Raw genomic sequence first — 24,069 nt, 5'->3', positions numbered from 1 at the left:
CCGGAAGAGGTTTCGGTATGCGGTTATTTCACCGTTTCAATCATATTGGACCGTTTTAAGATCGTCTGCACAATCGGATGCATAATGATCATGGCGATCGCGTTCAGCGCAGCCGCCGGAAGGACGACCGCGAGCACCAAGGCGGTGAATCCGCCCGGCAGGCCGACAATCAGAAGGGCCAGCGCCAAAAAGAGCAAACCGGAGATGAAGGTGCCGGCTATCGTAATGACGGCGGCGGCCGCAGTTTTCACGCTCTTTTTCACCAAAAGCGCCAGCGCGAGAAACAGAAACGCCGTTACCGGTTTTTCAATGATATTCGGAAGCTGTCCGCCCGGAAAAGATGTCGTGAGTGCGGAAATGATTCCCGTTACAATCCCGATCATCAGCACGTTCTGCACACGGGGGAATAACAGAATACCCATAAACATCATCACAAGCATCATATCGGGTTTCATTCCGAATAATACCGGCGGCATAATGGAATGAAGCACCGCTCCGATTGCCGCAAACAGGGCCATAATGACTAATTCTTTTGTTTTCATACTAAGCTCTCCTCTGCTAAGCTTTTTCGCCATCCAATAATATGCTCGTCATTTATTGCGATGGCCGGAAAAATTGATATGCAAACAGTATATCAAAGGAACCGTTATGTTAGAAGAAATTTATTCGTTTTCCTGCTGGAACTTTCTCATAAACTGAGCCAGTTTTTCACAATCAGCCAGGCTGACGGCGTTGTAGATAGACGCCCTGCAGCCTCCGACTGAGCGGTGGCCTCCGAGTCCGATCATTTTAGCCGCTTTCGCTTCTTCAACGAATTTTTTCGTTAGACTGCTGTCGCGGAGGGTGAACGTGACGTTCATGTGAGAACGGCTGTCTTTTGCGGCATGCCCCGCGTAAAACCCGCCGCTTGCGTCGATTGTGCCGTACAGGACATCGGCCTTTTCCTGATTGCGCCGTTCAGCCGCTTCGACACCGCCGTTTTCAGCCAGCCATTCAAGGACGAGGCTCAGCATATAAATCGCAAATGTAGGCGGCGTATTATACAGTGAGTCGGCTTTTGTGTGAGTGGAGTATTTCAACATTTTAGGGACGTTGGCGTTTTCGTTTTCAAGCCATGATTTTTTCATGATGACGACCGTGACGCCGGATGGCCCGAGGTTTTTCTGGGCTCCGCCATAGATAACATCAAACGTTTTGACATCAATTTTTCTGCTCAGGATGTCGCTTGACATGTCGGCTACGAGCGGGATCGGTGAATTCGGGAACTCTTTCCACTGCGTTCCGAAAATCGTGTTGTTTGACGTAATATGCAGGTAGGCGCCGTCTTTGATTCCTGAGAGGTCCGCTTCCGGTATGTGGTTGTGGTTTGAATCTGCGCTTGTTGCCGTGACGGATGTGTTTCCGAACAGTTTCGCCTCGGCGAGTGCTTTTTCAGACCATGCGCCTGTTACGATGAAGTGCGCCGTTTTTTCCGGTGTTAAAAAGTTCATCGGCAGCATGGAGAATTGAAGGCTTGCGCCGCCTTGAAGAAATAAAATATCATAATCGTCGGGAATATCCATCAGTTCTTTCAGAAGGCTTTTGGCTTTTTGGTGCACCGCATCATATTCCGTGCTCCGGTGGGACAGCTCCATGACGGACATGCCGGTATCATTGAAGTTGACAAATTCTTTTTGTGCTTTTTGCAGCACATCCAGTGGAAGCGCTGCGGGTCCTGCATTGAAATTCGTTGTACGTTCCATGTTTACGATCTCTCCCTGTTTTCCGCTTTAGTGTAAGAAATAATACAATTATCCTATCACAATTTTTTGATTTTTTTGATATGAAAAAATATAATTTTATGTTTTTTGTGTTTCCGGACGCAAAAAAACCTCATCTTTAAGATGAGGCAAGCCGTTTTCTGACGGTTGAAGCGATCTCCTGAAGATCGTCAGGCGTATAGTCTTCGGCGTGGGTCTTCCAGACAGCCCCGAAACCGTCGCCTTTTCCGTAACGCGGAATGATATGCATGTGAAAATGGAACACCGATTGGCCCGCTTTTTCACCGTTGTTATTGAGAATATTCAGCCCGATCGGCTCGAATTCATCGCGGATGGCGCGTGCGATTTTCGGCACCGCTTCAAAATATTCTTTAGAAAGCTCAGGCGTAAACTCGTACACGTTTTCGATATGTGTTTTCGGAATCACGAGCGTATGGCCTTTTGTGACCTGGCTGATATCAAGAAACGCCGCGACGTGTTCATTTTCGTATACTTTTGAAGACGGAATGTCACCGGCAATGATTTTGCAGAAAATACAATCGTCCGCTTTGTGCATAGATGGGTTTCCTCCCTGAAAAGAAATATATGTATATTCTCATCGTACCACAAAAACGGCCAAAACAAAAAACAGGATGAACGGCTGCGCGTTCATCCTGATGCAGAAGTACGAGCTTTACCACAGAAAATTGAATATGCCTTTTGTAAGCACCTCATTTGTTTTTAAAATGAAGACTTATGGGTCTGCTTAATCATTCCTGGGACAAACACCTCATTTGATTATTTCATCATGAATGAAGAACATCATCAAAGCAGTGTGTGAAGAAATTGTAAGCACAGGACATGTTGATTTTCATCCAACTGTTCTAAGACGTCTTTTATAAACACCTCATTTTCAGTTGATTAAAGCTGTTTCCTTCTACATACATTATGATGTCCGCCAAAACGATAACTATGCACGATTTTCACGTGAGAAAAAAAGGGAATCGTTTCAAATCAGACTTTATTTTTGGTACTATGAAGAAAAACGAATCAGAAGGGGAGAAATTATGTCTCTGCTATCGGTAAAAGACTTAACCGGCGGTTATACGAGAAACCCGGTCTTAAAAAATGTTTCATTCACCCTTGAGCCGAACCAGATTGTCGGACTCATCGGATTAAACGGCGCGGGCAAAAGCACGACGATCCGGCATATTATCGGATTAATGGACCCGCATAAAGGCTCGATCGAGCTGAACGGCAAGACGTTTTCGGAGGATAAGGAAAGCTACCGCTCGCAATTTACGTACATCCCCGAAACGCCGGTGCTGTATGAAGAACTGACGCTCAAAGAGCATTTGGAGCTGACGGCCATGGCGTACGGCCTTTCCAAAGAAACACTTGAAAAAAGGCTTCCTCCGCTTCTGAAAGAATTCAGAATGGAAAAAAGGCTGAAATGGTTTCCCGCTCACTTTTCCAAAGGGATGAAGCAGAAGGTCATGATCATGTGCGCGTTTCTCGCGGAGCCTTCGCTTTATATCATTGACGAGCCGTTTCTCGGCCTTGACCCGCTTGCGATCAATGCATTGCTGGAGCGGATGGACGCCGCGAAAAAAGCCGGATCAAGCGTGCTGATGTCAACGCATATCCTGGCTACGGCAGAGCGCTACTGTGACGCTTTCATTATTTTACATAACGGCGAAGTGCGGGCAAGCGGCACACTGGAAGAACTGAGAGAGCAGTTCGGCATGAAAGACGCAGCTCTTGATGACTTGTATATCGAACTGACGAAGGAAGACGCCGGCCATGAATAATATGTCTACGATTTGGCAGTCCCGGCTTGAAGAGCATATAAAGGAAACCAGAATGTATATGAAATATATGCTCAATGATCATCTCGTCATTGTGCTGATCTTTTTTATTGCCGGCGCGGCAAGTTGGTACAGCAAGTGGGTCAAAGACATTCCCGTTCATTTTCCGTCATTTTGGGTGATGGCGGTGCTCTTTTCATTTGTGCTGACCGGTTCATACGTCCGGACGCTGTTAAAGGAAGCGGACCTCGTGTTTCTGCTGCCGCTTGAACCGAAAATGGGGACATACTTTAAGCATTCATTTAAGTACAGCTATCTGTCACAGCTGTTTCCGCTTATTGCCCTGTCGCTTGTATGCATGCCTCTGTTTTTCGCTGTAAGTCCGGGGGCGTCGCTTGCGTCGTATGCCGCCGTATTTATTCAGATGCTGGCGGTAAAAGCGTGGAATCAGGCCATGGAGTGGCGGATGACGTTTATGAATGACAGAAGCATGAAAATGATGGATGCGGTCATACGCTTTATCTGCAATATGCTGCTTTTATACTTCGTCTTACAGTCGTTTTATGTGTACGCTGCCGCCGTCTACATTGTGATGGCCGGCCTTTATGTGTATTTCACATCGGCCGCAAAACATAAATCATTAAAATGGGAAGCCCATATTGAATATGAATTAAGAAGGAAGCAGCGGTTTTACAGAATCGCCAATCTGTTTACCGATGTGCCTCACCTGAAGAAACAGGCAAAACGCCGGGCGTATCTCGACTTTTTGCTCAGAATGATTCCGTTTGAACAGCGGAAAACGTTCTCCTATATGTATGCGCGGGCCTTTCTGCGTTCAAATGATTATCTCGGCATTCAGGTCAGGCTCACGATTATTTTTATCCTGATTATTATGCTCGTTTCCGCCAATCCGTGGATAACGGCGGCGTTAACCGTATTTACCGTCTTTATTACGGGGATACAGCTTCTACCGCTGTTCGGGCATTTTCATCATCTGTCGTTACAGGAGCTTTACCCGGTCAACCAGAAAGCGAAGCTGCAAAGTTTCTTTTCGCTGATGAAATCGGCATTAACCGTGCAGGCGCTGCTGTTCTGTGCAGCGTCAGCTTATGCCGCGGGAGTCAGCGGGGCGCTGTATGCGGCTGTTGCTTCAGCCGTTCTGATTTTTGTGATCATGCCTTCGTATATGGGCGGAAGATTGAAAAAGTACGGCAAGCTGTAATCAATCGGGTTTTTGAAACCTCAATGAAAGAAGGAGACACAGATGACCGACGATCAGCAGCTGATACAGGAAGCACTGCAATGGAAAGCGCGTTTTTTGCGCAAAGATTCCATGCTTGAACGCTTTTCTAAAGGAATGCAGGCGAAAATAAATGAGCGGATTCCCGATAAAATTCATGCCGTCATCACAGAAAGCATTAAAAAAATGACCGAAGCAACAATGGCGGGTTCAAATCTGGTGAAAAGCAAGCGGGATACAAACGGTATGACGCTTGCTGAAAAAGATGCCCTCGCCAGACAAACCGTCGCATCGTACCAAAAGGTCGCGGCAGCTGAAGGTATCGGTACGGGGGCCGGCGGAATTTTTTTAGGGATGGCTGATTTTCCTTTGCTGTTATCCATTAAAATGAAATGTCTGTTCGATCTTGCCTCCATTTACGGCTATGATGTGAAAGACAGGGATGAACGATTGTTTTTGTTGTTTATTTTTCAGCTGGCTTTCTCAAGCGGTGAACAGCGGAAACGCATATACTCAATGATTGAACAATGGGATTCGAAAAAGCATGATGTCGATTGGAGAGTTTTTCAGCAGGAATACCGCGATTATCTGGACGTGGTGAAATTGTTTCAGCTTTTGCCGGTCGTCGGAGCCGCCGTGGGCGGAGCGGCCAATTATAAACTGCTGTCACAGCTCGGTGAGACGGCAAGGCACGTTTTTCATTTAAGAATCACAGCAGCCGGTACGTAATGTACCGGCTGTTTTTTATGTCAGCGGGGGTAGCTCACCGCAGCACCGATAAGCACCTTGGCGGCCGTCAGCATCGCTTTTTCATTAAAATCAAATTTCGGATGATGATGAGGATAAATGGTTTCCGCGTTTTCTAAAGCGGCGCCCGTAAAGAAAAATGCGCCTTTTGTATGCTGCAGATAATAGGAAAAATCCTCTCCGGCCATCTGCGGCTCTCCTTCAACGACCTTCGTGACGCCGTCTGTTTCCGCTGCGGCTGCCGCAGCGTGCGCCGCTTCCTCAGGATGATTAACGACGGCGGGATAACCGCGCTTGAAACGATATTCATAGGAAGCGGAGTGCATGGAACAGATTCCTTTTACGACGGCTTCTATTTCTGCTTCGAGCAGGCTGCGCACACTTTCGTCAAACGAGCGGACGGTACCTGATATGACTGCCTGATCGGCAATCGCATTAAACGGATTTTCAGCGATGAATGAGCCGGCTGAGATGACGGCCGGCTGCACCGGATTTACCCGCCGGCTGACGATATGCTGAAGAGCCGTGACGATTTGTGAGCCGATTAAAACGGCGTCCTTCGTATCGTGAGGAATCGCGCCGTGGCCGCCTTTGCCGATGACTTTAATCGTAAAGCCGTCAGCGGCGGCCATCACTGCGCCCGGGCGGCATAAGACCGTCCCGACGGGTTCAGTCGCCCAAAGGTGTGTGCCGAAAATGGCATCGACATGTTCGAGGCAGCCATCCTCAATCATTGCTTGTGCTCCGCCGGGAGATAATTCCTCAGCGTGCTGATGGATCATCACAAATGACCCTTTCAGTTTTTCCCGGTTGCGGTACAGCACTTTTCCGACCGCAAGCAGAGCCGCCGTATGGCCGTCGTGCCCGCAGGCGTGCATGACGCCGGGAATTTGTGAAGCATAGGGCACATCTTTTTCATCCTGTATCGGCAGAGCGTCAAAATCAGCTCTGAGTGCCACGGCCGGTCCCGGTTCACCGCCTTCAATATAGGCTGTGACACCGTTGCCCCCGACATTCGTCCGGATGGGGACGCCGAGCTTTTCATAAAATGAGGCGATGAACGCCGGTGTTTTTTTCTCCTTAAAGGATGGCTCGGGATTCATGTGAAGGTGACGCCTGATTTCAACCATTTCCTCATACAGCCCGTCAAGCTGAGCGTTTAAGCTTTTTTGAAGTGTCGTTAACGTCAAAAGCGATGCCCCCCTCGTCTGCTTTTCCCATGATTGTATAGAAAATGTCAGAAGATTTCAATCCTTTTGCTACGGGAGAATGATGATGGCGGCCATCGTTGTGACGACTAGCCCGGCCGCAACCGGGATAAAGTTTTTCCTGGCAAGCTCAAACGGATCAACTTTACAAATAGCCGCAGCGGGGATCAGTGCCCAAGGGACCAATGTTCCGCCCCCGACCCAGATCGCTGAAATCTGGCCCAACGCCGTTAAAACGGCCGGGTCCGTATGAAGCGCGGCGGAAAACAGCTTTGCCATCGAGCCTGCAAGAGATATACCGGAAAACCCTGACCCGTCGAGCCCGGTAATCGCACCGACTGCTGCCAGGGCGATGCCGGCGAATTCTCCGGACATCGGAAAAGAATGGGACAGGGCCAATCCGAGGTCATTGACGATCCCCGCAGATCCTTTCGGCAGCGGGGTGTTCAAAATACTTTTAAACCCCGCGTCACCGAGATAAAAGAAGGCCGCGATCGGAATGACGGGGCCGAATACTTTAAAGCCGAATTGAAAACCGCCGATAAAATACTCGGTGATCTTTTCTAAATGCCGCTCTTTATATACAATGAAATGAACGATCAGGAGAATGCCGATCGCGGTTCCTCCGACGAGTGCCGTCGCCTCGTTTCCCTGCAGACGGTATACGATCATGCAGATAATATCGGCGAGAAAAACAAGCGGAATGAAAACCGCCAGGATCACCCTGAGTTTTTTCGGCAGATACATACTTGTGTCCAAAGAACCGGAGCTGTCCAAGGAGAGGGGGGCCTTCGTTTTTTTTCGATCCCGCATGATGAGGAAGAAAGCGGTGATTGTCGTCGTTAACCCCATGATCAAAACGAGCGGAATACTTGCCTGCATGACATCGCCCACGGGAATGCCCGCGGCATCGGCCGTTAATTTCGGGGCCGCCTGAATGACGTAATCCCCCGATAAAGCGAATCCGTGGCCGAACAGGTTCATCGCCATAGCCGCGGCGATCGGAGAAAGGCCCGCCCGGATCGCTGCGGGAAGCAGCACAGCGCCGATCAGCGCCACCCCTGGTGACGGCCAGAAAAAAAGAGAGATGGCAAACATCAGACAGCCGATAACCCAATACGCGACAGCCGGCCCTTTCATCAGCTTTGCAAACGGAGAAATCATCGCTTCATTAATACCGGTTTCGGTCAAGAGGCCGCTCATCGCCACGATAAAACAAATGATAAAAATCGTCGGCAGCAATTCTCCGGCGGCATACGTGAAGCTGTGAAACAGGCTGCTGACCGAAGCGGAGAATGAATGCGTCGTCCATAGCGCAATCACAAAAATGCCGGCGAGTGAAATAAAGGTTGTATCTTTTCTGAGAAGCATAAAAACGATAATGGCCGCGATAAAAGCAACATAAAGCAGATGTACCGAGTAGACGCCGATCCCCAATTGAACCACTCCGTTTATAAATAGGATTGCTACAGGTTATTCATAGGCGGGCGGAAGGTGCAAAGAACGAAGCGTAAAATCGGGACATTAAAAAAGCCGGAGAATCTCCGGCGGTTTTTTAGTCTATTGCGTAATAAGCGGTTACATAAGACGGCCGGGAGAAAATAGACGTCGTGTCGATGCCGGCAGATGTTCCGCGTTTTTTATGAGCTTCCTGATAAGAGTTTGACTGCTGCCAATCCTGAAAGGCTTTTTCCTCTTTCCACAGGGTCAAAATGACATACGTATCGCCTTCGAGCGGTCTTAATACGCGGATGGCTTGAAAACCGGGTTCATTTTCCACTTTGCCGGCGCGGTTTTTAAACCGGTTTTCAAACAGCGGACGGCCTTCCTGGGTAACGGCGATGTTGTTGAGGACGGCGTAGCCCGGATTTTTGATTTCCCCGACGCTGTCGATGCTTTCATAGGAATGGGGCGCCTGAAAAACGGTTTCTCCATTTGTTTCATGAATTAAAACCGCATTATCCTCACCTTGCATCAGCACCATATTCTCACTCGGGTGTTTCTTTGCAATCGTCTTTAAAAAATCGGCTGTCCCGTATGTAATATAAACCTTCATATCAGCCACCTCCTGCTTGCTAGTATATCAAAAGAGTGGTATAAGTTTCTATTGGCGACTCATTCTGACATAATTCGAAACAATATTTCCCATACTACAAGTTAAGAAAGGCGAGGTGACTTATGCTGAAAAAGAAAAAAAGATTCTTTATTCCGGCTGTAATTGCGGCGGCAACCGCTTTTCTCGCGTTAATCGGATACATTATCATTATATTTCTCGGCCATTATGTCATCGATGAAAAGAAATTAATACTGCACGCATCTTCAAAAATCGTCGATCAAAACGGTGATAAAATCGCGAGCCTCTATACGGAAAATCGCGAGCCGGTATCCATTCAGCAGGTTCCGGAAGATGTGAGAGATGCCTTTATCGCCGTTGAAGATAAACGGTTTTACGAACATCACGGCATTGATGTGAAGTCTGTCGGCCGGGCGGTGTTCCGGGATGTTTTAGCAGGCGGCAAGGTGGAAGGCGGAAGCACGATCACCCAGCAGCTGGCGAAAAACATTTTTCTGACTCATGATAAAACATTTTTGCGCAAGACGAAGGAAGTCATTATCGCCATCAATCTTGAGCGTGATTACAGCAAGGACAAGCTGCTTGAAATGTACCTGAACCAGCTTTATTTCGGCCATGGCGTTTACGGCATTCAAGCCGCGTCCCACTACTACTTTAATAAAGAAGTAAAAGATTTAACCGTTGCGGAAGGAGCCGTTCTGGCAGCGATTCCGAAGGCGCCATCTCTTTATTCGCCGATTCAGCATCCGGATAAAAATAAAGAACGCCGCGATACGATTCTTGCAATGATGAACGACCAAGGCTATATCAGCGCCAAGGAAGCCGTCAGAGCCCAGGGCCGGACATTGGGGCTTCATGTCAAGAAAACATCAGAAACGCCTTGGTTTGACAGTTATATCGATCTTGTCATCAAGGAGGCGGAATCCCGTTATTCGATGTCGGGTGAACAGCTGCTTCAAGGCGGCTATACGATCCGGACGTCACTTGATTCCAAGCTGCAGAAAACGGCATACACCCTCATGAAGGAAAGCGGCTATTTTCCGGGGACGGATCAAGCGGCAGAGGGAAGCGCCGTCTTTATTGATAATAAAACCGGAGGCGTGCGCGCGGCGGTCGGCGGACGCGACTACGTGACAAAAGGATACAACAGGGTTACGGCGAAGCGGCAGCCGGGCTCAACGTTTAAGCCGATTGCCGTATACGGTCCCGCCATGCAGGAAGACAAGTTCAAACCGTATTCGCTTCTCCAAGACAAACTCACGTCCTACGACGGGTATGAACCGAAAAATTATGACGGACAGTACAAGGGGGAAGTGACGATGCAGGATGCGATCACTTACAGCATAAATGCGCCCGCTGTCTGGACATTGAAGCAGATCGGCGTAGATACGGGAAAATCGTATCTTGAGAAAAACGGTATGAACATTTCTGACAACGGACTCGCGATTGCGCTGGGCGGTCTGTCTGAAGGCGTCACCCCGCTTCAGCTTGCCGGAGCTTATCATACCTTTGCGGCAAGCGGAATGTATACGAAGCCATTTTTTATAGAGAAAATCACGGACGAAGACGGAGAAACGTTGTCCGGGCCTAAAAACGGCAAAACGCGCGTCTTCAGCGGACAGACGGCATGGAATATGACGAGAATGCTTCAGCAGGTCGTAAAAGAAGGAACCGCTTCACAAGGCAGCTATCAAGGTGACCTGGCGGGGAAAACCGGCACGACCACATTTACCGGCGTCCCCGGCGCGACAAAGGACGCCTGGTTTGCGGGATACACTCCCGGACTGACGGGAGCCGTCTGGATGGGCTATGACAAAACGGATAAAACCCATTACCTGAAAGGCGGAAGCCAATACCCGGTCAGACTCTTTAAAGATATCGTTACAAAAGCGGGGGAAAACGGCCGGACATTCAAAAAGCCTGAAAATGTGAAGGAACTGGGCAGCCCGATTGAGCTGGAGGCGGTAAAGTCCCTGTCGGCCCGTTATACATTTAAGGCGATGGGACTGATTACGGTTCAATTAAAATGGGATATTCAAAAGGATGATCGGGTTGTTTACCGAATATATGAGAAGAAAGACGGAAAAGACAAGCTTCTGGATTCAGTGAAAGGAAAAGGCAGCTTTGACATACCGTACGCCAATCTGTTTTCAGGGGCTTCATACAAAGTCGTTCCATATAATTCACAGACGGATCAAGAAGGAGAGGGAACGGAATACGTTCAGCCGAAGCTTTTTTCTTCTTAATCATGAATTCGGCGATTTTTTGAACATTAAGCCTCAATTCTATACGCTTTTGAAAAAACAAGGTATAGTGTAATGGGCGAAGAACACGAACGTATGGTTGCAGGAGGAAAGGTGGAAATTCAGATGAGTAAACGAGAAGCGTTTAATGATACGTTTTTAAAAGCGGCACGGGGAGAAAAGACAAATCACGTCCCTGTCTGGTACATGAGACAGGCGGGGAGGTCGCAGCCGGAATACCGCAAGCTGAAGGAAAAGTACGGCTTAGTCGAAATTACGCATCAGCCCGAGCTGTGCGCGTATGTGACGAGGCTCCCGGTCGAGCAGTACGGAGTGGACGCTGCCATTTTATATAAAGACATTATGACGCCGCTTCCTTATATCGGAGTGGATGTTGAAATAAAAAACGGAATCGGCCCGGTGATCGATCAGCCGGTGCGCTCTGCTGCGGATATTGAAAAGCTCGGCGAACTGAATCCCGAACAGGATGTTCCTTACGTGCTGGAAACGATCCGATTACTCGTAAACGAACAGCTGAATGTTCCGCTCATCGGTTTTTCGGGAGCGCCTTTTACGCTGGCCAGTTATATGATTGAAGGCGGGCCTTCTAAAAATTACAACAAAACAAAAGCGTTTATGCACAGTATGCCGCAAGCGTGGCAAATGCTGATGGACAAGCTCGCGGACATGATTATCGTTTATGCAAAAGCGCAGATTAACGCCGGCGCAAAAGCCATTCAGATTTTTGATTCATGGGTCGGCGCGCTGAACCGCGAAGATTACCGGCAGTTTATAAAACCGGTGATGGACAGAATTTTCCGGGAGCTTTCTGCAGAGCAAGTTCCGCTGATCATGTTCGGCGTAGGCGCAAGCCATCTGGCCGGGGATTGGCATGACCTTCCTCTTGATGTCGTCGGTCTTGATTGGAGACTCGGCATAGATGACGCCAGAAAACAAGGCATTACAAAAACGGTTCAGGGCAATCTTGATCCGTCGCTTCTTCTTGCGCCTTGGGAAGTCATCGAGAAAAAAGCGAAAGCGATACTTGATCAAGGCATGAAAGCGGACGGGTTTATTTTCAATTTAGGGCACGGCGTATTCCCTGATGTCAATCCGGAAACGCTGAAAAAGCTGACGGCGTTTGTACATGAATATTCCGCTGCCAAAAAAACGGAACAATCTTCCTGAGCAGATCGTTGGTTATAAGTAGATTTTCCTGTCAAAATCAAGGTAGACAGACCATCAAAAGAGGTGTTTAACAAAATGAGCAGCAAAAAGAAAATGGGACTTCTTGTCATGGCTTACGGAACGCCTTACAAAGAAGAGGACATAGAACGTTATTATACGCATATCAGACGCGGAAGAAAGCCGGAGCCTCATATGCTTCAAGATTTAAAAGACAGATATGAAGCGATCGGAGGCATTTCTCCGCTGGCGAAAATCACGCAGGAGCAGGCGGAGAAGCTCGCACAGCGTTTAAATGAAATCCAGGATGATGTAACATTCAAAGTGTATATCGGATTAAAACATATTGAACCGTTTATTGAAGACGCGGTGGCGGACATGCATAAAGACGGCATTACAGAAGCTGTCAGCCTTGTGCTCGCCCCTCATTTTTCAACATTCAGCGTCCAGTCATACAACAAACGCGCGAAAGAAGAAGCGGAGAAGCTCGGCGGCTTGACCATCAAGTCCGTTGAAAGCTGGTATGATGAACCGAAATTCGTTGATTATTGGGTCGGCCAGGTGAAGAAAACGTATGAATCAATGCCGAAAGAAGAACGGGATGACGCGATGCTGATCGTCTCAGCGCACAGCCTTCCTGAAAAAATTAAAGAATACGGCGATCCGTATCCTGACCAGCTGGAGGAATCCGCAAAACTGATTGCCGAAGGCGCCGGAATTACCGATTACGCAGTCGGCTGGCAAAGCGAAGGGAACACCCCTGATCCGTGGCTCGGGCCGGATGTGCAGGATCTTACGCGCGAGCTGAATCAAAAGCATCCTTATAAGGCATTTGTATACGTGCCTGCAGGCTTCGTTGCCGATCATTTAGAGGTGCTTTACGATAATGATTATGAATGCAAAGCTGTGACCGAAGAAGTCGGCGCAAGCTACTATCGTCCGGCCATGCCGAACGCACAGCCTGAATTTATCGACGCGCTTGCAGCGGTCGTGCTGAAAGAGCTGGACAAGTAGAATTAAACGGTAAAGAAGGCGATAAAAATGAGTGGCGATAAAAAACATCTGGTCATCATCGGCGGCGGCATAACGGGATTAGCCGCCGCCTTCTACATGGAAAAAGAAATCAAAGAAAAACAGCTGCCGCTTGAGGTCACCCTGATCGAAGCGGGCCCGAGAGCCGGCGGCAAAATTCAGACGGCGCATAAAGACGGCTACATCATTGAGCGGGGGCCGGATTCTTTTTTGGAAAGGAAAAAAAGCGCGCCGCAGCTCGTCAAGGATTTGGGGCTTGAGCATCTGCTCGTCAACAATGCGACCGGACAGTCTTACGTGCTCGTCAACGAGACGCTTCATCCGATGCCGAAGGGCGCGGTGATGGGCATTCCGACCAAAATCGCTCCGTTCATCTCCACCGGTTTATTTTCTGTTCCCGGAAAGGCGCGGGCGGCGCTTGACTTTGTCCTGCCTGCGAGCAAACCGAAGGAAGATCAGTCTCTGGGGGAATTTTTCCGCAGACGCGTCGGTGACGAAGTCGTTGAGAATTTAATAGAACCGCTTTTATCAGGGATTTATGCCGGAGATATTGATAAGCTGAGCCTCATGTCCACGTTTCCGCAATTCTATCAGACTGAGCAAAAGCACAGAAGCCTGATTCTCGGTATGAAAAAATCGCGTCCGCAGCCTTCGGGACAGCAGCTGACGGCCAAAAAGCAGGGCCAGTTTTTAACGCTGACGACAGGGCTTCAAACGTTGGTGGAGGAGCTGGAAAAGCAGCTTACGCTGACAAAGGTGATGAAAGGAACGAAAGTCACCCATATCGGCCGCGAGGAGAAAGGATATTCCGTGACGCTTGATAACGGCAAAGTGCTCTATGCGGAAGGATGCATAGTAACAGCCCCGCATAAAGCCGCGGCGAAAATGCTTTCTGATCTGCCGGCGGTTTCATGTCTCAAAGACATGCATTCTACGTCCGTTGCCAACGTCGCCTTAGGTTTTCCTGAGGGAGCCGTCAAGATGGAGCATGAAGGTACGGGATTCGTAATCTCAAGAAACAGCGACTTCTCCATCACGGCCTGCACATGGACGAATAAAAAATGGCCGCACGCGGCGCCGGAGGGCAAAACGCTTCTCAGGGCGTACGTCGGAAAGGCCGGAGATGAATCCATCGTAGATCTTTCAGATAACGAGATCATTAAAATCGTAATGGAAGATTTGAAAAAAGTAATGAAAATGAATGGCGAACCGGAAATGACCTGTGTGACCCGCTGGAACGAAAGCATGCCGCAATACCATGTCGGCCATAAGGAGCGCATCAAAGAGTTCAGAGATGCGCTGAAAGCTTCCTATCCGGGCGTATACGCGACGGGCGCATCTTTCGAAGGGGTGGGCATCCCCGACTGTATCGACCAGGGAAAAGCCGCCGTATATGATTCACTGGCTTATTTATTTGAAACGTACCAGCCTCCGTTATCGTAAAACGGAGGTTTTTTTGCATGTTCCCGTTCTGTAAAGGGAACACCAATAAAGAGAAAAAACATTTGAATCTTCTTTGCGACTGTGATAAGTTATCTTATGTACAAAATGACTAAAACGTTCAAACGGTCAATTTAACGAGGTGGGAAACATGTCCGTCGATCGGAAAAAGCTCATTCTGGAAGCGGCAACGAAGTCTTTTACACAATTCGGCTACAAAGCAACGACAATGGATCTGGTGGCAAAGCTTGCAAATGTGGGGAAGGGAACCATCTACACGTTTTTCAAAAACAAAGAAGAACTGTTTGATGATATTTTCACCACTATTTTAAGAGAAATGAAGGAACACGCAGACGAAGCGATGAAACCGGAGCTTTCATTTCACGAAAATGTCCACCGGGCGCTTGTCGCGATTTTGGAATTCAGAAAAACACACCAGCTGACTATTAAAATTTTTCAGGAGAACGCCGAGATTGGTACAATAGCCGTTCAGGATGTCATTGCGAAAATGGAGCGGGCCATTCTGTCATACATTAAAGAAAAGATAGAAACAGCCATTGAAAACGGAAGCATTAAACCGTGTGATCCGGAACTGACCGCTTTTGTGATGCTCAAGCTCTACATCGCGCTGATATTTGACTGGGAAAAAAACCATCCGCCTCTTGAAAAAGAGACGATCGCCGAATTGCTGGAAATGTATGTTGGTCAAGGATTATCTAAATAATAGATGATCCTTCACTTTTTAGGTGCCGTGACCGTTTTGTCAAATGAGTCAGTTTGCGGAAGGAGGCAACAGGGTTGAATACAATAAAAAGCCAGTGGAAAGACATTGTAACGAACAAGAAACTGTTAATCCCCATCATTGCCATATTATTCGTTCCGCTGATCTACAGCGGAGTGTTTTTGAAGGCGTACTGGGACCCGTACGGCACGGTGGATCAGCTGCCGGTTGTCGTTGTCAACCAGGATAAAGGGGCGGACTACGAAGGGAAACATCTTCAGATCGGTGACGATCTTGTGAAAGAGTTAAAGAAAAATGATAATTTTGATTGGCATTTTTCAAGCGATCTTGATCAATCGTTAAAGGACTTATTAAATGCTAAATATTATTTATTGGTCGAGATTCCTGAAGATTTTTCGAAAAACGCCAGCACGGTAATGGATAAAAATCCGAAGAAGCTGGATCTGAAATATCATACGAATGCCGGATCAAACTATGTCGGCGCGACAATCGGGGAAAAGGCGATCGACAAACTGAAAGCCTCCGTGTCGAAAGAAGTGACAGAGCAATACGCAAAAGTTATTTTTGATAACTTTAAAGATATTGCCAAAGGGCTCGGCAAAGCCAGCAGCGGAGCCAAGAAAATAGACGACGGCACGAAAAACGCGAAAGACGGCAGCGCCAAGCTGAAGGAAAATTTAGCGAAGCTTACTGAAAGCACCGCCACCATCAGCGATAAAACGCAGCAGCTTGCAGACGGAGCGGCGAAAGTGACAAGCGGAATTCAAACGCTTGACAGCTCTATCGCAAAACTTCAGAGCGCAAGCGCCGAAATTCAAGATAAATCAGGACAGATTGCTTCAGGAGGAGGCCAAGTGGCCAGCGGGCTGAAAACAAGCCTTGACGCACAAAAGCAGCTCCAGCAAAAGCTTCCGGATTTAACGAATGGATTAAGCGCGTTAAACAGCAAGGCGCAGGAAGTGTCGCAAAAAGCGGCGGCATTTGAAGATGCGATCAATTCAGTCAACCTGTCAGACATTGAAAACGCGGTTGGGCAGCTCGAGCAGACTGAAAAGGACCTGCAGCAGTTTAAGAAGAAGCTTTCTGATCTGAAAAACAACCTGGATGCCCGGGATGACGCGGTCAAAAAGGTGATTAAGGACAGTGATTTCTTAACGGATGAGCAAAAAGCGAAACTTGTTCAGCTACTGAATGAGAAGCTTCCGAAGGCCGACCTTCCGGATTTAGACAATATCGTCAGCCAGCTTCCGTCCGGCGGAGATATTCAGCTTCCGGATATGTCAGTCATAAAAAACGCGCTCAAAGATGTAAAAGCGAAGGCTGATCAGCTGAAAGCACTGCCTCAGTCCACATCGAAACTGTATAACGGCGCAGCGGCGGTACAAGACGCGATTAACCAGCTGACAGCTGGAACTGATAAATTGTACAGCGGAGCGCAGACCGTCTTTGAAAGCCAAAACAAACTGACGGCCGGCATCGGTGAATACAACAGCAAGTTCGGACAGCTCAAATCAGGATCAGAAGCGTTAGTGTCAGGGAGCGGCCAAGTATCAGGCGGCTTAACGAAACTCCTGGATGCGCAAAACAAAATCCATGACGGCTCGTCCAAAATTGAGCAGGGTCAAGCATCTCTCGGCACCGGTTTAAGCAAGCTTTTAGACGGCACCGGACAATTGTCCAGCCAGCTGAAAGATGCGGCCGATCAAACCGGGGACATTAAGACAGATGACAAAACGTACAGCATGTTTGCCGATCCGGTAAAAACGGACGATAACGCGATTCATTCCGTGCCTAACTACGGTACCGGACTGACGCCTTATATTCTCTCTATGGGCTTGTATGTCGGCGGATTGATGCTGACGGTCGTATTCCCTCTGAGTGAAGCTTCAGGGCGTCCGAGAAACGGTTTTGAATGGTTCCTCAGCAAATTCAGCGTTATTCTGCTTGTCGGACTGATTCAATCTGTTATTGTCGCCACGGTTCTGTTAAAAGGAATCGGGCTTGATGTGGAGAGCACTTGGAGATTCTATCTCTTTACGATGATTACCAGCATCGCGTTCCTGTCCATGATTCAATTATTGGCGACAACGATGGGAAATCCGGGACGCTTTATCGCTGTCATCATTCTGGTGCTCCAGCTCGGGGCAAGCGGAGGAACCTTCCCGCTTGAACTCCTGCCGGGATTCTATCAAGTGATTCACGGGGCACTGCCGATGACTTACAGCATCAACGGGTTCCGCGCCGTCATTTCAAATGGCGATTACGGCTATATGTGGCAGCAGGCATCCATTCTGTTAGGCATCGCCGTTGTCATGATCGCGCTGACCATCGTGTATTTTACGGTGCAAAGCAAAAAAGAACACAAAACGGAAGAAGAAATAACAGCATAAGAAAAAGAGGCTCTGAGCAGATGCTCAGGGCCTCTTTTTTTTTAGATTTCGATCGTCGTGCTATTAAAATCCCCATCTCACCAACAGTCCGGTATACGTCAATCCTCCGCCGAACCCGAATAATACCAGCGTCTGGCCTTCCGACAGTTTTTTTGCTTTCACAGCTTCATCCAAAGCGAGAATAATAGAAACCGATGAAGTGTTGCCGTAATATTCAACGCTTGTCAATGTCCGTTCAAGCGGGAAGGGCAGTTTTTCACAGATGGATTCGATCATCCGCATGTTGGCGCTGTGAGGAACGAACCAATCCAGATCGTCTTTTGAAAAGCCGGCTTTTTCTAAAAGGGCATTGCATTCCTCAGGCACTGTTCTGGCCGCCCATTTATATACTTCGCGCCCGTTTTGCACCATGTTTCCTCCGCCTTTAAGCGGCTCGCCGTTTAATTCTGCGCTCAGTCCCGTGCGATACAGCACGTCCGCGCTGCCTCCCGCTGTTCCTTGCACGGCTGCCAAAAAGCCCGGCGCTGATTCATCGCGTTCCACCAATAGGGCGCCAGCAGCGTCTCCGAAAAGAACGCAGGTCGTCCGGTCAGTATAATCCGTTACCTTTGATAATGTTTCACCGGCAATGACAATCACTTTTTGATGGGAACCGGCGGTAATTAATGCGTCTGCGAGCTGAAGGCCGTAAGTGAGTCCGGCGCATGTGGCGTTAATATCAAGCGCCCCCGTTTGCGGCCAGCCGAAGTAAGCCTGCACGCGTGCCGCGGTGCTTGGAAACGCATAGTCCGCCGTCGTTGTGGCGACAAGGATCATATCGACATCATCAAGAGTTCCGCTGTATCGTTCTGCAAGGTTTTTCACCGCTTCCACACACAAATCCGATGTGAATTCATGTTCGCCGGCAATGCGTCTTTCCTTCATACCGGTGCGCTGGACGATCCATTCATCAGATGTATCGACGATGCGCTCCAAATCCGCGTTTGTTAATCGGCGTGCCGGAGCATATGTACCGATTGCTGTAATTTTAGATTTTGACATGAAAAAATCACTCCTTTATATCAGATTATAACACCTGATATTATTACTTGGTACTAATTTTAATAAAAAAACCCAAGCAGCATCCGCTGTTTGGGGAGCATGAGAATCTATTTGTAAAACGGGCTTGTGTGAACGATTACCAATGACGGCAGCGGCAGCATGAATGATGATGCTTCTTTTTATCTTTCTTCTTTTTATCTTTCTTCTTTTTACAAGGGTCTTCTTTTTTCTTTTTACAGTGATCTTTTTCTTTTTTACAGCCCCAGAAGGCTGCACCAGACCAATTATCCTCAAACCAATCCTCAAACCAATCATTATGAAATCTTTTCCGCTTGTGCGGTTTACGGCTGATCATACATTTCCCTCCTATGCTCATGCTCCCTTCATTCTATGAAAAAAGAGAAGGAAAAGATTGGACGGGTTATGGATCAAAAGAGTATATTTTAAGAAGAATAAAATTGATAGGAGGAATGACCTGTGGAAAATATGAAACATACGATGGAACTGATTAAAGAATTGGTGTCGATTCCGAGTCCGACGGGCAATACATACGAGGTTATCGCCTATACAGAAAGTCTTTTAAAAGAATGGGGCGTCTCCTCTTACAGAAACCGCAAAGGCGGTCTTTTTGTCACAATTCCCGGCCGTGATGACAAGAAACACAGATTGCTGACGGCGCATGTCGATACGCTCGGCGCGATGGTAAAGGAGATAAAGGCGGACGGCCGGCTGAAGATTGACTTGATCGGCGGCTTCCGATATAACTCGATTGAAGGGGAATATTGCGAGATCCAAACTTCTTCCGGCAAAACCTATACAGGCACCATCTTAATGCATCAGACTTCAGTGCACGTCTACAAGGACGCCGGCAAGGCAGAGCGGAATCAGGAGAATATGGAAGTCCGCCTTGATGAGCCTGTCCGGACGAAGGAAGAGACGTCCGATCTCGGCATCAGGGTCGGCGATTTCATCTCATTTGACCCGCGTGTGCAGATTACGCCGAGCGGCTTTATTAAGTCCCGGCATCTTGATGACAAAGCGAGCGTGGCACTGCTCTTGAATTTAATCCGCCGCATCACGGAAGAGAAAATCGAACTTCCGTATACGACGCATTTTCTGATTTCTAATAATGAAGAAATCGGCTACGGCGGCAATTCCAACATTCCTCCTGAGACCGTCGAATACTTGGCTGTTGATATGGGGGCGATCGGAGACGGCCAGTCTACGGATGAATATACCGTCTCCATTTGCGTGAAGGATGCGAGCGGCCCGTACCATTATCAGCTCAGAAAACATCTGGCCGGGCTTGCGGAGCGCTATGGCATTGATTATCAGCTTGATATTTATCCGTATTACGGTTCTGATGCCTCAGCAGCCATCCGTTCGGGCCATGACATCGTCCACGGGCTGATCGGCCCGGGAATTGACGCTTCACACGCTTTTGAACGCACGCATGAATTATCGCTTCTTAATACGGCGAAGCTTTTGCATCGGTACGTTCTATCGCCGATGGCATAAAAAACCCTGCGCGGAAATCATTCCGTGCAGGGTTTTCATTTTAACCTGAGATGGTTGTGTTTTGTTCTGTTTTGGCGAGGCTCATGACCTTCGCGCCTTTAACGGGATCATACTGGCCTTCCCATTTTGACATCACAACGGATGCCAGCGCGTTTCCGGTCAGATTGACGACCGTACGGGCCATGTCCATAATCCGGTCAACCCCGGCGATGAATGCAAGGCCTTCTGCAGGAATGTTGAATGCGCCTAATGTCGCAAGCAGGACGACGAAAGAAGTCCCGGGCACGGCAGCCATTCCTTTGGAAGTGACCATCAAGACAAGCACAAGGGTAATCTGCTGCCAAATGGACAAGTCAATGTGGTATACCTGAGCGAGGAATAAAGCGGCGATAGATTGGTACAGCACAGATCCGTCTAAGTTAAAGGTATATCCGATCGGCACAACAAAGGAAACAATACCTTTCGGACAGCCGATTTTCTCCATTTTTTCCATAACGCGGGGGAGTACGGTTTCGGAGCTTGACGTACTGAACGCCAATAAAATTTCATCCTTCATATAGGCGAGGAATTTGAAAATGTTTACTCCGGCAAGCTTTCCGACGATTCCGAATACAACAATGAGAAAGAAAGCCAAAGCTACATATACTAAACCGACCAGTTTACCGAGTGAAAGCAGGGAACTGAGCCCAAATTTGGAAACGGTAACACCAATCAACGCAAAAACACCAAACGGCGCAACTTTCATGACCAGGTTCACAACATGGAACATCGCATGAGAAACACCTTCAAAGAAGGCCAAGACAGGCTTTCCTTTTTCACCGATTGCCGAGATGCCGAGTGCAAACAGCACGGTAAAGCAGATAATGGCAAGCAGATCTCCTTCGGCTAATGATTGGAAGAAGTTTGTCGGTACGATATGCAGGAATGTGTCTGCGATAGATTTGTTATTTTGTTCTTTTTCTGTTTCAACATATTGACTGATATCTGTCTTTTGAGCTTCATGTATATTAACGCCTGTTCCCGGATGAAACAGATTCGCCAAAGCCAGCCCGAGAATAATGGCAAAAGTGGTAATGATCTCAAAATACAAAATCGTTTTGAAGCCTAATTTTCCGACTTGTTTTCCGCTTCCCGCGCCGGCAACGCCGATGATTAAGCTGGAGACGACAATTGGAATCACTATCATTTTGATTAAGCGTAAAAACAAATCGCCGATAGGCTGTAAATATGTTGGAATGGCGGGATTGCCGTACCAGATGACACCGACTACAACCCCTAGTATGAGTCCGACGAAAATTTGCGTCGCTAGTCCAAAGCGTAATTTTTTCATAGATTACCTCCCGAAGAAAAAAGTGCAATAAGTATCTAAAAAGATAGCTATTAGAACAAATTATAATAGAAAAGAAAACAATCCGTCTATAGAAAAATATAGATTGAAAATACTGAATATTTTAAAACGTACAGATAATTGCTAATAATGGTGAATAACGCCCTATTCAGAAAGTATGATGACGGACGAAAAAAACGGGCGCCGCACAACTTAGAATTGTGCGGCGCCCTATTGTCACATATCCTTAATTTTCAAGCAGTCATTACACAAATTAATGTGACACTCATACTGCTCAACAATCTCATTTCCGCATTCTTCGCATTTCTTAGCGGGTAAATTTCTGAAAAAATCCGACATCTTTTCCAACATACCCATCCCTCTTTCATTGTTTTGTCTTTACATTGTATTATAACAGTTTGAGAAAATCAACGGCTGTTTTGGCACAATGTTTAAAACATGAAATTTGTACGAAAAATAGGTATATTGGAGGAAAGGAACTTTTTATCATAAACATTCGGAGGATTATATGAAAGTTACAGTTATTGGATGCTGCGGCGGGTTTCCGGCCGCAAACGAAGCAACTTCAGGCTATCTGTTTCAGTCCGGCGGCTATTCTCTGCTCGTCGATTGCGGAAGCGCCGTATTATCAAAGCTGTTTGCCTATGTTCCGGCAGAAGAGCTTGATGCCGTCATTTTGTCCCATTATCATCATGATCACATCGCTGATATCGGGCCGCTTCAATTTGCCAAACAGGTCGGCTCCTTTCTCGGAAAAGGGACGCATGCACTGCCGATTTACGGGCATGATGCTGATATAGAACAGTTTGAGCGTCTTACATATAAATCGCATACAAAAGGAGTGGCCTATCAGCCGGACCGCCCGCTTTCTGCCGGGCCGTTCACCATTACCTTTCTGAAAACGGTGCATCCGGTCACTTGTTATGCGATGCGGATTACTGACGGTTCAGCTTCTGTTGTGTATACGGCTGATTCAAGCTACCAGGACGCGTTTATCCCGTTTGCGGAAAATGCCGATCTGCTGATCTGTGAGTGCAATTTTTACGCAGACCAGGACGGCACGTCAGCCGGCCATATGAACAGTTTGGAAGCCGGACGTATCGCGAAGGAGGCCGGAGCGGGGGAGCTGATTCTCACGCATCTGCCTCATTTCGGCGAGCACCGGAAGCTGAAAGAAGAAGCGGAATCCGTGTTCGGGGGCGAAGTGACAATCGCCGCTTCCGGATTGAAGTGGGAGAAATAAAGGAGGAGCACCATGTTATTTATCGACAATCAAAACATAACCGACCCGAGGATCAACCTCGCGATCGAGGAATATTGCGTGAAGCATCTCGACCCTGAACAGACATACCTGCTGTTTTATGTCAATCAGCCCTCGATTATCATCGGGAAGAACCAAAACACAATAGAAGAAATCAATACGAAATACGTAGAAGATAACGGAATCATCGTCGTCCGCAGGCTGTCAGGGGGCGGTGCGGTTTACCATGACCTCGGGAATCTGAATTTCAGTTTTATCACCAAGGATGACGGCGACAGCTTTCACAATTTTAAAAAATTCACCGAACCCGTTATTCAGGCGCTGCGCCAGCTCGGTGTGGAAGCTGAATTAAGCGGCCGAAACGACATCGTCGCGGACGGCAGAAAAATTTCCGGCAACGCTCAATTTTCGACGAAAGGGCGTATTTTCAGCCACGGAACATTAATGCTGGATTCCGCCATTGATCATGTCGTGTCAGCCTTGAAAGTGAAAAAAGACAAAATCGAATCAAAAGGCATTAAGTCAATCAGAAGCCGTGTCGCCAACATCAGCGAGTTTCTTGATGACAAAATGACGGCGGACGAATTCAAAAAGCACCTGCTTCACCATATTTTTAATACAAATGATCTTTCCGAAGTGCCGGAATATAAACTGACCGATGAAGACTGGAAAGCGATCCGGAAGATTTCCGAAGAGCGCTATCAAAACTGGGACTGGAATTTCGGAAGGTCGCCCGCATTTAATCTTCAGCATTCGAAACGTTATCCGGTCGGATCGATTGATCTGCGTCTTGAAGTGAAAAAAGGAATCATTCAGGACTGCAAAATTTTCGGTGATTTCTTCGGTGCGAAAGATGTGAGTGAAGTCGAACAGGCACTGACCGGAAAACAGTATGACCGAACCGCTATCAGGGAGGCGCTGGCCGGAATCGATCTGAAACAGTATTTCGGCAAAATAGAGCTGGAAGATTTCCTCGAGCTGATTTATTAGAGCATTTGCCGAACGCATGATTTGAATCAGCGCCCGTTTTTGTGAAATGATAGAACCATAATG

The 24,069-nt window shown here is 47.8% G+C and carries 22 protein-coding genes; 12 read left to right on the top strand and 10 right to left on the bottom strand.

The genetic code is table 11. From position 1 onward, the window contains the following. Positions 1-23: 23 nt before the first annotated feature. The 3 genes from AR442_RS14385 to AR442_RS14375 form a co-directional block, all read right to left on the bottom strand. Positions 24-542, bottom strand: coding sequence for a tryptophan transporter (locus AR442_RS14385; protein WP_014417331.1), 519 nt, complete (start codon positions 540-542; stop codon positions 24-26). 120 nt (positions 543-662) lie between these two features. Beyond that, the gene (serC, locus tag AR442_RS14380) at positions 663-1,742 is read right to left on the bottom strand and encodes a 3-phosphoserine/phosphohydroxythreonine transaminase (protein WP_022553600.1); all 1,080 of its coding nucleotides are present in this window, start codon (positions 1,740-1,742) and stop codon (positions 663-665) included. Positions 1,743-1,878: 136 nt separating this feature from the next. Then, the gene (locus tag AR442_RS14375) at positions 1,879-2,316 is read right to left on the bottom strand and encodes an HIT family protein (protein ID WP_014417333.1); all 438 of its coding nucleotides are present in this window, start codon (positions 2,314-2,316) and stop codon (positions 1,879-1,881) included. A 490-nt stretch (positions 2,317-2,806) separates the two neighbouring features. On the opposite strand from AR442_RS14375, the gene ecsA reads away from it, so the two are divergent. The 3 genes from ecsA to AR442_RS14360 are packed head-to-tail and all read left to right on the top strand — an operon-like array spanning position 2,807 to position 5,516. Continuing rightward, positions 2,807-3,550, top strand: coding sequence for an ABC transporter ATP-binding protein EcsA (gene ecsA, locus AR442_RS14370; protein ID WP_003155231.1), 744 nt, complete (start codon positions 2,807-2,809; stop codon positions 3,548-3,550). Then, entirely contained in the window at positions 3,543-4,769 is a 1,227-nt protein-coding gene (locus tag AR442_RS14365; protein WP_007409219.1) for an ABC transporter permease, read from the top strand. The genes ecsA and AR442_RS14365 overlap by 8 nt, the downstream gene beginning before the upstream one ends. Positions 4,770-4,811: 42 nt before the next feature. Next, complete coding sequence (locus AR442_RS14360; RefSeq protein WP_014417334.1) at positions 4,812-5,516, top strand: EcsC family protein; 705 nt, start codon at positions 4,812-4,814, stop codon at positions 5,514-5,516. Between the two features lie 20 nt (positions 5,517-5,536). On the opposite strand, the gene AR442_RS14355 is transcribed toward AR442_RS14360, so the two are convergent. From AR442_RS14355 to hmoB, 3 genes are all read right to left on the bottom strand, one after another. Beyond that, a complete protein-coding gene (locus AR442_RS14355; protein WP_014417335.1) occupies positions 5,537-6,724 on the bottom strand; it encodes a M20 family metallopeptidase in 1,188 nt (395 codons plus the stop codon). A gap of 69 nt (positions 6,725-6,793) precedes the next feature. Then, a complete protein-coding gene (locus AR442_RS14350; RefSeq protein WP_014417336.1) occupies positions 6,794-8,179 on the bottom strand; it encodes a membrane protein in 1,386 nt (461 codons plus the stop codon). A 118-nt stretch (positions 8,180-8,297) separates the two neighbouring features. Next, complete coding sequence (gene hmoB / locus AR442_RS14345; protein ID WP_014417337.1) at positions 8,298-8,798, bottom strand: heme-degrading oxygenase HmoB; 501 nt, start codon at positions 8,796-8,798, stop codon at positions 8,298-8,300. Positions 8,799-8,920: 122 nt separating this feature from the next. On the opposite strand from hmoB, the gene AR442_RS14340 reads away from it, so the two are divergent. From AR442_RS14340 to AR442_RS14315, 6 genes are all read left to right on the top strand, one after another. Continuing rightward, positions 8,921-11,062 carry a transglycosylase domain-containing protein gene (locus AR442_RS14340; RefSeq protein ID WP_014417338.1) on the top strand — a complete coding sequence of 714 codons (2,142 nt, stop codon included), beginning with the start codon at positions 8,921-8,923 and terminating at the stop codon, positions 11,060-11,062. Positions 11,063-11,185: 123 nt separating this feature from the next. Then, entirely contained in the window at positions 11,186-12,247 is a 1,062-nt protein-coding gene (hemE, locus tag AR442_RS14335) for a uroporphyrinogen decarboxylase (protein ID WP_014417339.1), read from the top strand. A gap of 75 nt (positions 12,248-12,322) precedes the next feature. After that, positions 12,323-13,258, top strand: coding sequence for a ferrochelatase (gene hemH, locus AR442_RS14330; RefSeq protein WP_014417340.1), 936 nt, complete (start codon positions 12,323-12,325; stop codon positions 13,256-13,258). A 27-nt stretch (positions 13,259-13,285) separates the two neighbouring features. After that, a complete protein-coding gene (gene hemY / locus AR442_RS14325) occupies positions 13,286-14,719 on the top strand; it encodes a protoporphyrinogen oxidase (protein ID WP_014417341.1) in 1,434 nt (477 codons plus the stop codon). A 148-nt stretch (positions 14,720-14,867) separates the two neighbouring features. Further along, positions 14,868-15,440: a TetR/AcrR family transcriptional regulator gene (locus tag AR442_RS14320; protein ID WP_003155219.1), complete on the top strand. Its 573-nt coding sequence runs from the start codon at positions 14,868-14,870 to the stop codon at positions 15,438-15,440. A gap of 74 nt (positions 15,441-15,514) precedes the next feature. Next, positions 15,515-17,848, top strand: coding sequence for a YhgE/Pip domain-containing protein (locus AR442_RS14315; RefSeq protein WP_014417342.1), 2,334 nt, complete (start codon positions 15,515-15,517; stop codon positions 17,846-17,848). A 63-nt stretch (positions 17,849-17,911) separates the two neighbouring features. On the opposite strand, the gene fabHB is transcribed toward AR442_RS14315, so the two are convergent. Both fabHB and AR442_RS14305 read right to left on the bottom strand, forming a co-directional pair. After that, positions 17,912-18,889, bottom strand: a complete 978-nt coding sequence (gene fabHB / locus AR442_RS14310) for a beta-ketoacyl-ACP synthase III FabHB (protein WP_014417343.1) — start codon at positions 18,887-18,889, stop codon at positions 17,912-17,914. 136 nt (positions 18,890-19,025) lie between these two features. Continuing rightward, on the bottom strand, positions 19,026-19,244 hold the full coding sequence (locus tag AR442_RS14305) for a hypothetical protein (protein WP_017417388.1): 219 nt from the start codon (positions 19,242-19,244) through the stop codon (positions 19,026-19,028). A gap of 131 nt (positions 19,245-19,375) precedes the next feature. Between AR442_RS14305 and AR442_RS14300 the strand changes: the two genes are divergently transcribed. Beyond that, a complete protein-coding gene (locus AR442_RS14300) occupies positions 19,376-20,407 on the top strand; it encodes a M42 family metallopeptidase (protein WP_204283013.1) in 1,032 nt (343 codons plus the stop codon). A gap of 40 nt (positions 20,408-20,447) precedes the next feature. On the opposite strand, the gene AR442_RS14295 is transcribed toward AR442_RS14300, so the two are convergent. Both AR442_RS14295 and yhfH read right to left on the bottom strand, forming a co-directional pair. Beyond that, a complete protein-coding gene (locus AR442_RS14295) occupies positions 20,448-21,737 on the bottom strand; it encodes a glutamate/proton symporter GltT (protein WP_003155211.1) in 1,290 nt (429 codons plus the stop codon). 234 nt (positions 21,738-21,971) lie between these two features. Then, the gene (gene yhfH, locus AR442_RS20080; protein ID WP_412173816.1) at positions 21,972-22,094 is read right to left on the bottom strand and encodes a protein YhfH; all 123 of its coding nucleotides are present in this window, start codon (positions 22,092-22,094) and stop codon (positions 21,972-21,974) included. Between the two features lie 169 nt (positions 22,095-22,263). Between yhfH and AR442_RS14290 the strand changes: the two genes are divergently transcribed. Together AR442_RS14290 and lplA are read left to right on the top strand one after the other, a co-directional pair. Next, entirely contained in the window at positions 22,264-22,998 is a 735-nt protein-coding gene (locus tag AR442_RS14290) for an MBL fold metallo-hydrolase (protein ID WP_014417345.1), read from the top strand. Positions 22,999-23,010: 12 nt separating this feature from the next. Beyond that, positions 23,011-24,006, top strand: a complete 996-nt coding sequence (gene lplA / locus AR442_RS14285; RefSeq protein WP_003155205.1) for a lipoate--protein ligase — start codon at positions 23,011-23,013, stop codon at positions 24,004-24,006. The last annotated feature ends 63 nt before the right edge of the window (positions 24,007-24,069 follow it).

It is taken from the genome of Bacillus velezensis (assembly GCF_001461825.1).
Taxonomy (GTDB): Bacteria; Bacillota; Bacilli; order Bacillales; family Bacillaceae; genus Bacillus; species Bacillus velezensis.
The sequence above is the reverse complement of the archived record's forward strand: the minus strand, read 5'-3'. Positions and strand labels throughout refer to the sequence as shown.

Bases quoted from the DNA above. Each gene is read 5' to 3' on its own strand.
- AR442_RS14385 (WP_014417331.1), bottom strand. From the start codon at position 542: ATGAAAACAAAAGAATTAGTCATTATGGCCCTGTTTGCGGCAATCGGA.
- serC (WP_022553600.1), bottom strand. From the start codon at position 1,742: ATGGAACGTACAACGAATTTCAATGCAGGACCCGCAGCGCTTCCACTG.
- AR442_RS14375 (WP_014417333.1), bottom strand. From the start codon at position 2,316: ATGCACAAAGCGGACGATTGTATTTTCTGCAAAATCATTGCCGGTGAC.
- ecsA (WP_003155231.1), top strand. From the start codon at position 2,807: ATGTCTCTGCTATCGGTAAAAGACTTAACCGGCGGTTATACGAGAAAC.
- AR442_RS14365 (WP_007409219.1), top strand. From the start codon at position 3,543: ATGAATAATATGTCTACGATTTGGCAGTCCCGGCTTGAAGAGCATATA.
- AR442_RS14360 (WP_014417334.1), top strand. From the start codon at position 4,812: ATGACCGACGATCAGCAGCTGATACAGGAAGCACTGCAATGGAAAGCG.
- hmoB (WP_014417337.1), bottom strand. From the start codon at position 8,798: ATGAAGGTTTATATTACATACGGGACAGCCGATTTTTTAAAGACGATT.
- AR442_RS14340 (WP_014417338.1), top strand. From the start codon at position 8,921: ATGCTGAAAAAGAAAAAAAGATTCTTTATTCCGGCTGTAATTGCGGCG.
- hemE (WP_014417339.1), top strand. From the start codon at position 11,186: ATGAGTAAACGAGAAGCGTTTAATGATACGTTTTTAAAAGCGGCACGG.
- hemH (WP_014417340.1), top strand. From the start codon at position 12,323: ATGAGCAGCAAAAAGAAAATGGGACTTCTTGTCATGGCTTACGGAACG.
- hemY (WP_014417341.1), top strand. From the start codon at position 13,286: ATGAGTGGCGATAAAAAACATCTGGTCATCATCGGCGGCGGCATAACG.
- AR442_RS14320 (WP_003155219.1), top strand. From the start codon at position 14,868: ATGTCCGTCGATCGGAAAAAGCTCATTCTGGAAGCGGCAACGAAGTCT.
- fabHB (WP_014417343.1), bottom strand. From the start codon at position 18,889: ATGTCAAAATCTAAAATTACAGCAATCGGTACATATGCTCCGGCACGC.
- AR442_RS14305 (WP_017417388.1), bottom strand. From the start codon at position 19,244: ATGATCAGCCGTAAACCGCACAAGCGGAAAAGATTTCATAATGATTGG.
- AR442_RS14300 (WP_204283013.1), top strand. From the start codon at position 19,376: ATGAAACATACGATGGAACTGATTAAAGAATTGGTGTCGATTCCGAGT.
- AR442_RS14295 (WP_003155211.1), bottom strand. From the start codon at position 21,737: ATGAAAAAATTACGCTTTGGACTAGCGACGCAAATTTTCGTCGGACTC.
- yhfH (WP_412173816.1), bottom strand. From the start codon at position 22,094: ATGTCGGATTTTTTCAGAAATTTACCCGCTAAGAAATGCGAAGAATGC.
- AR442_RS14290 (WP_014417345.1), top strand. From the start codon at position 22,264: ATGAAAGTTACAGTTATTGGATGCTGCGGCGGGTTTCCGGCCGCAAAC.
- lplA (WP_003155205.1), top strand. From the start codon at position 23,011: ATGTTATTTATCGACAATCAAAACATAACCGACCCGAGGATCAACCTC.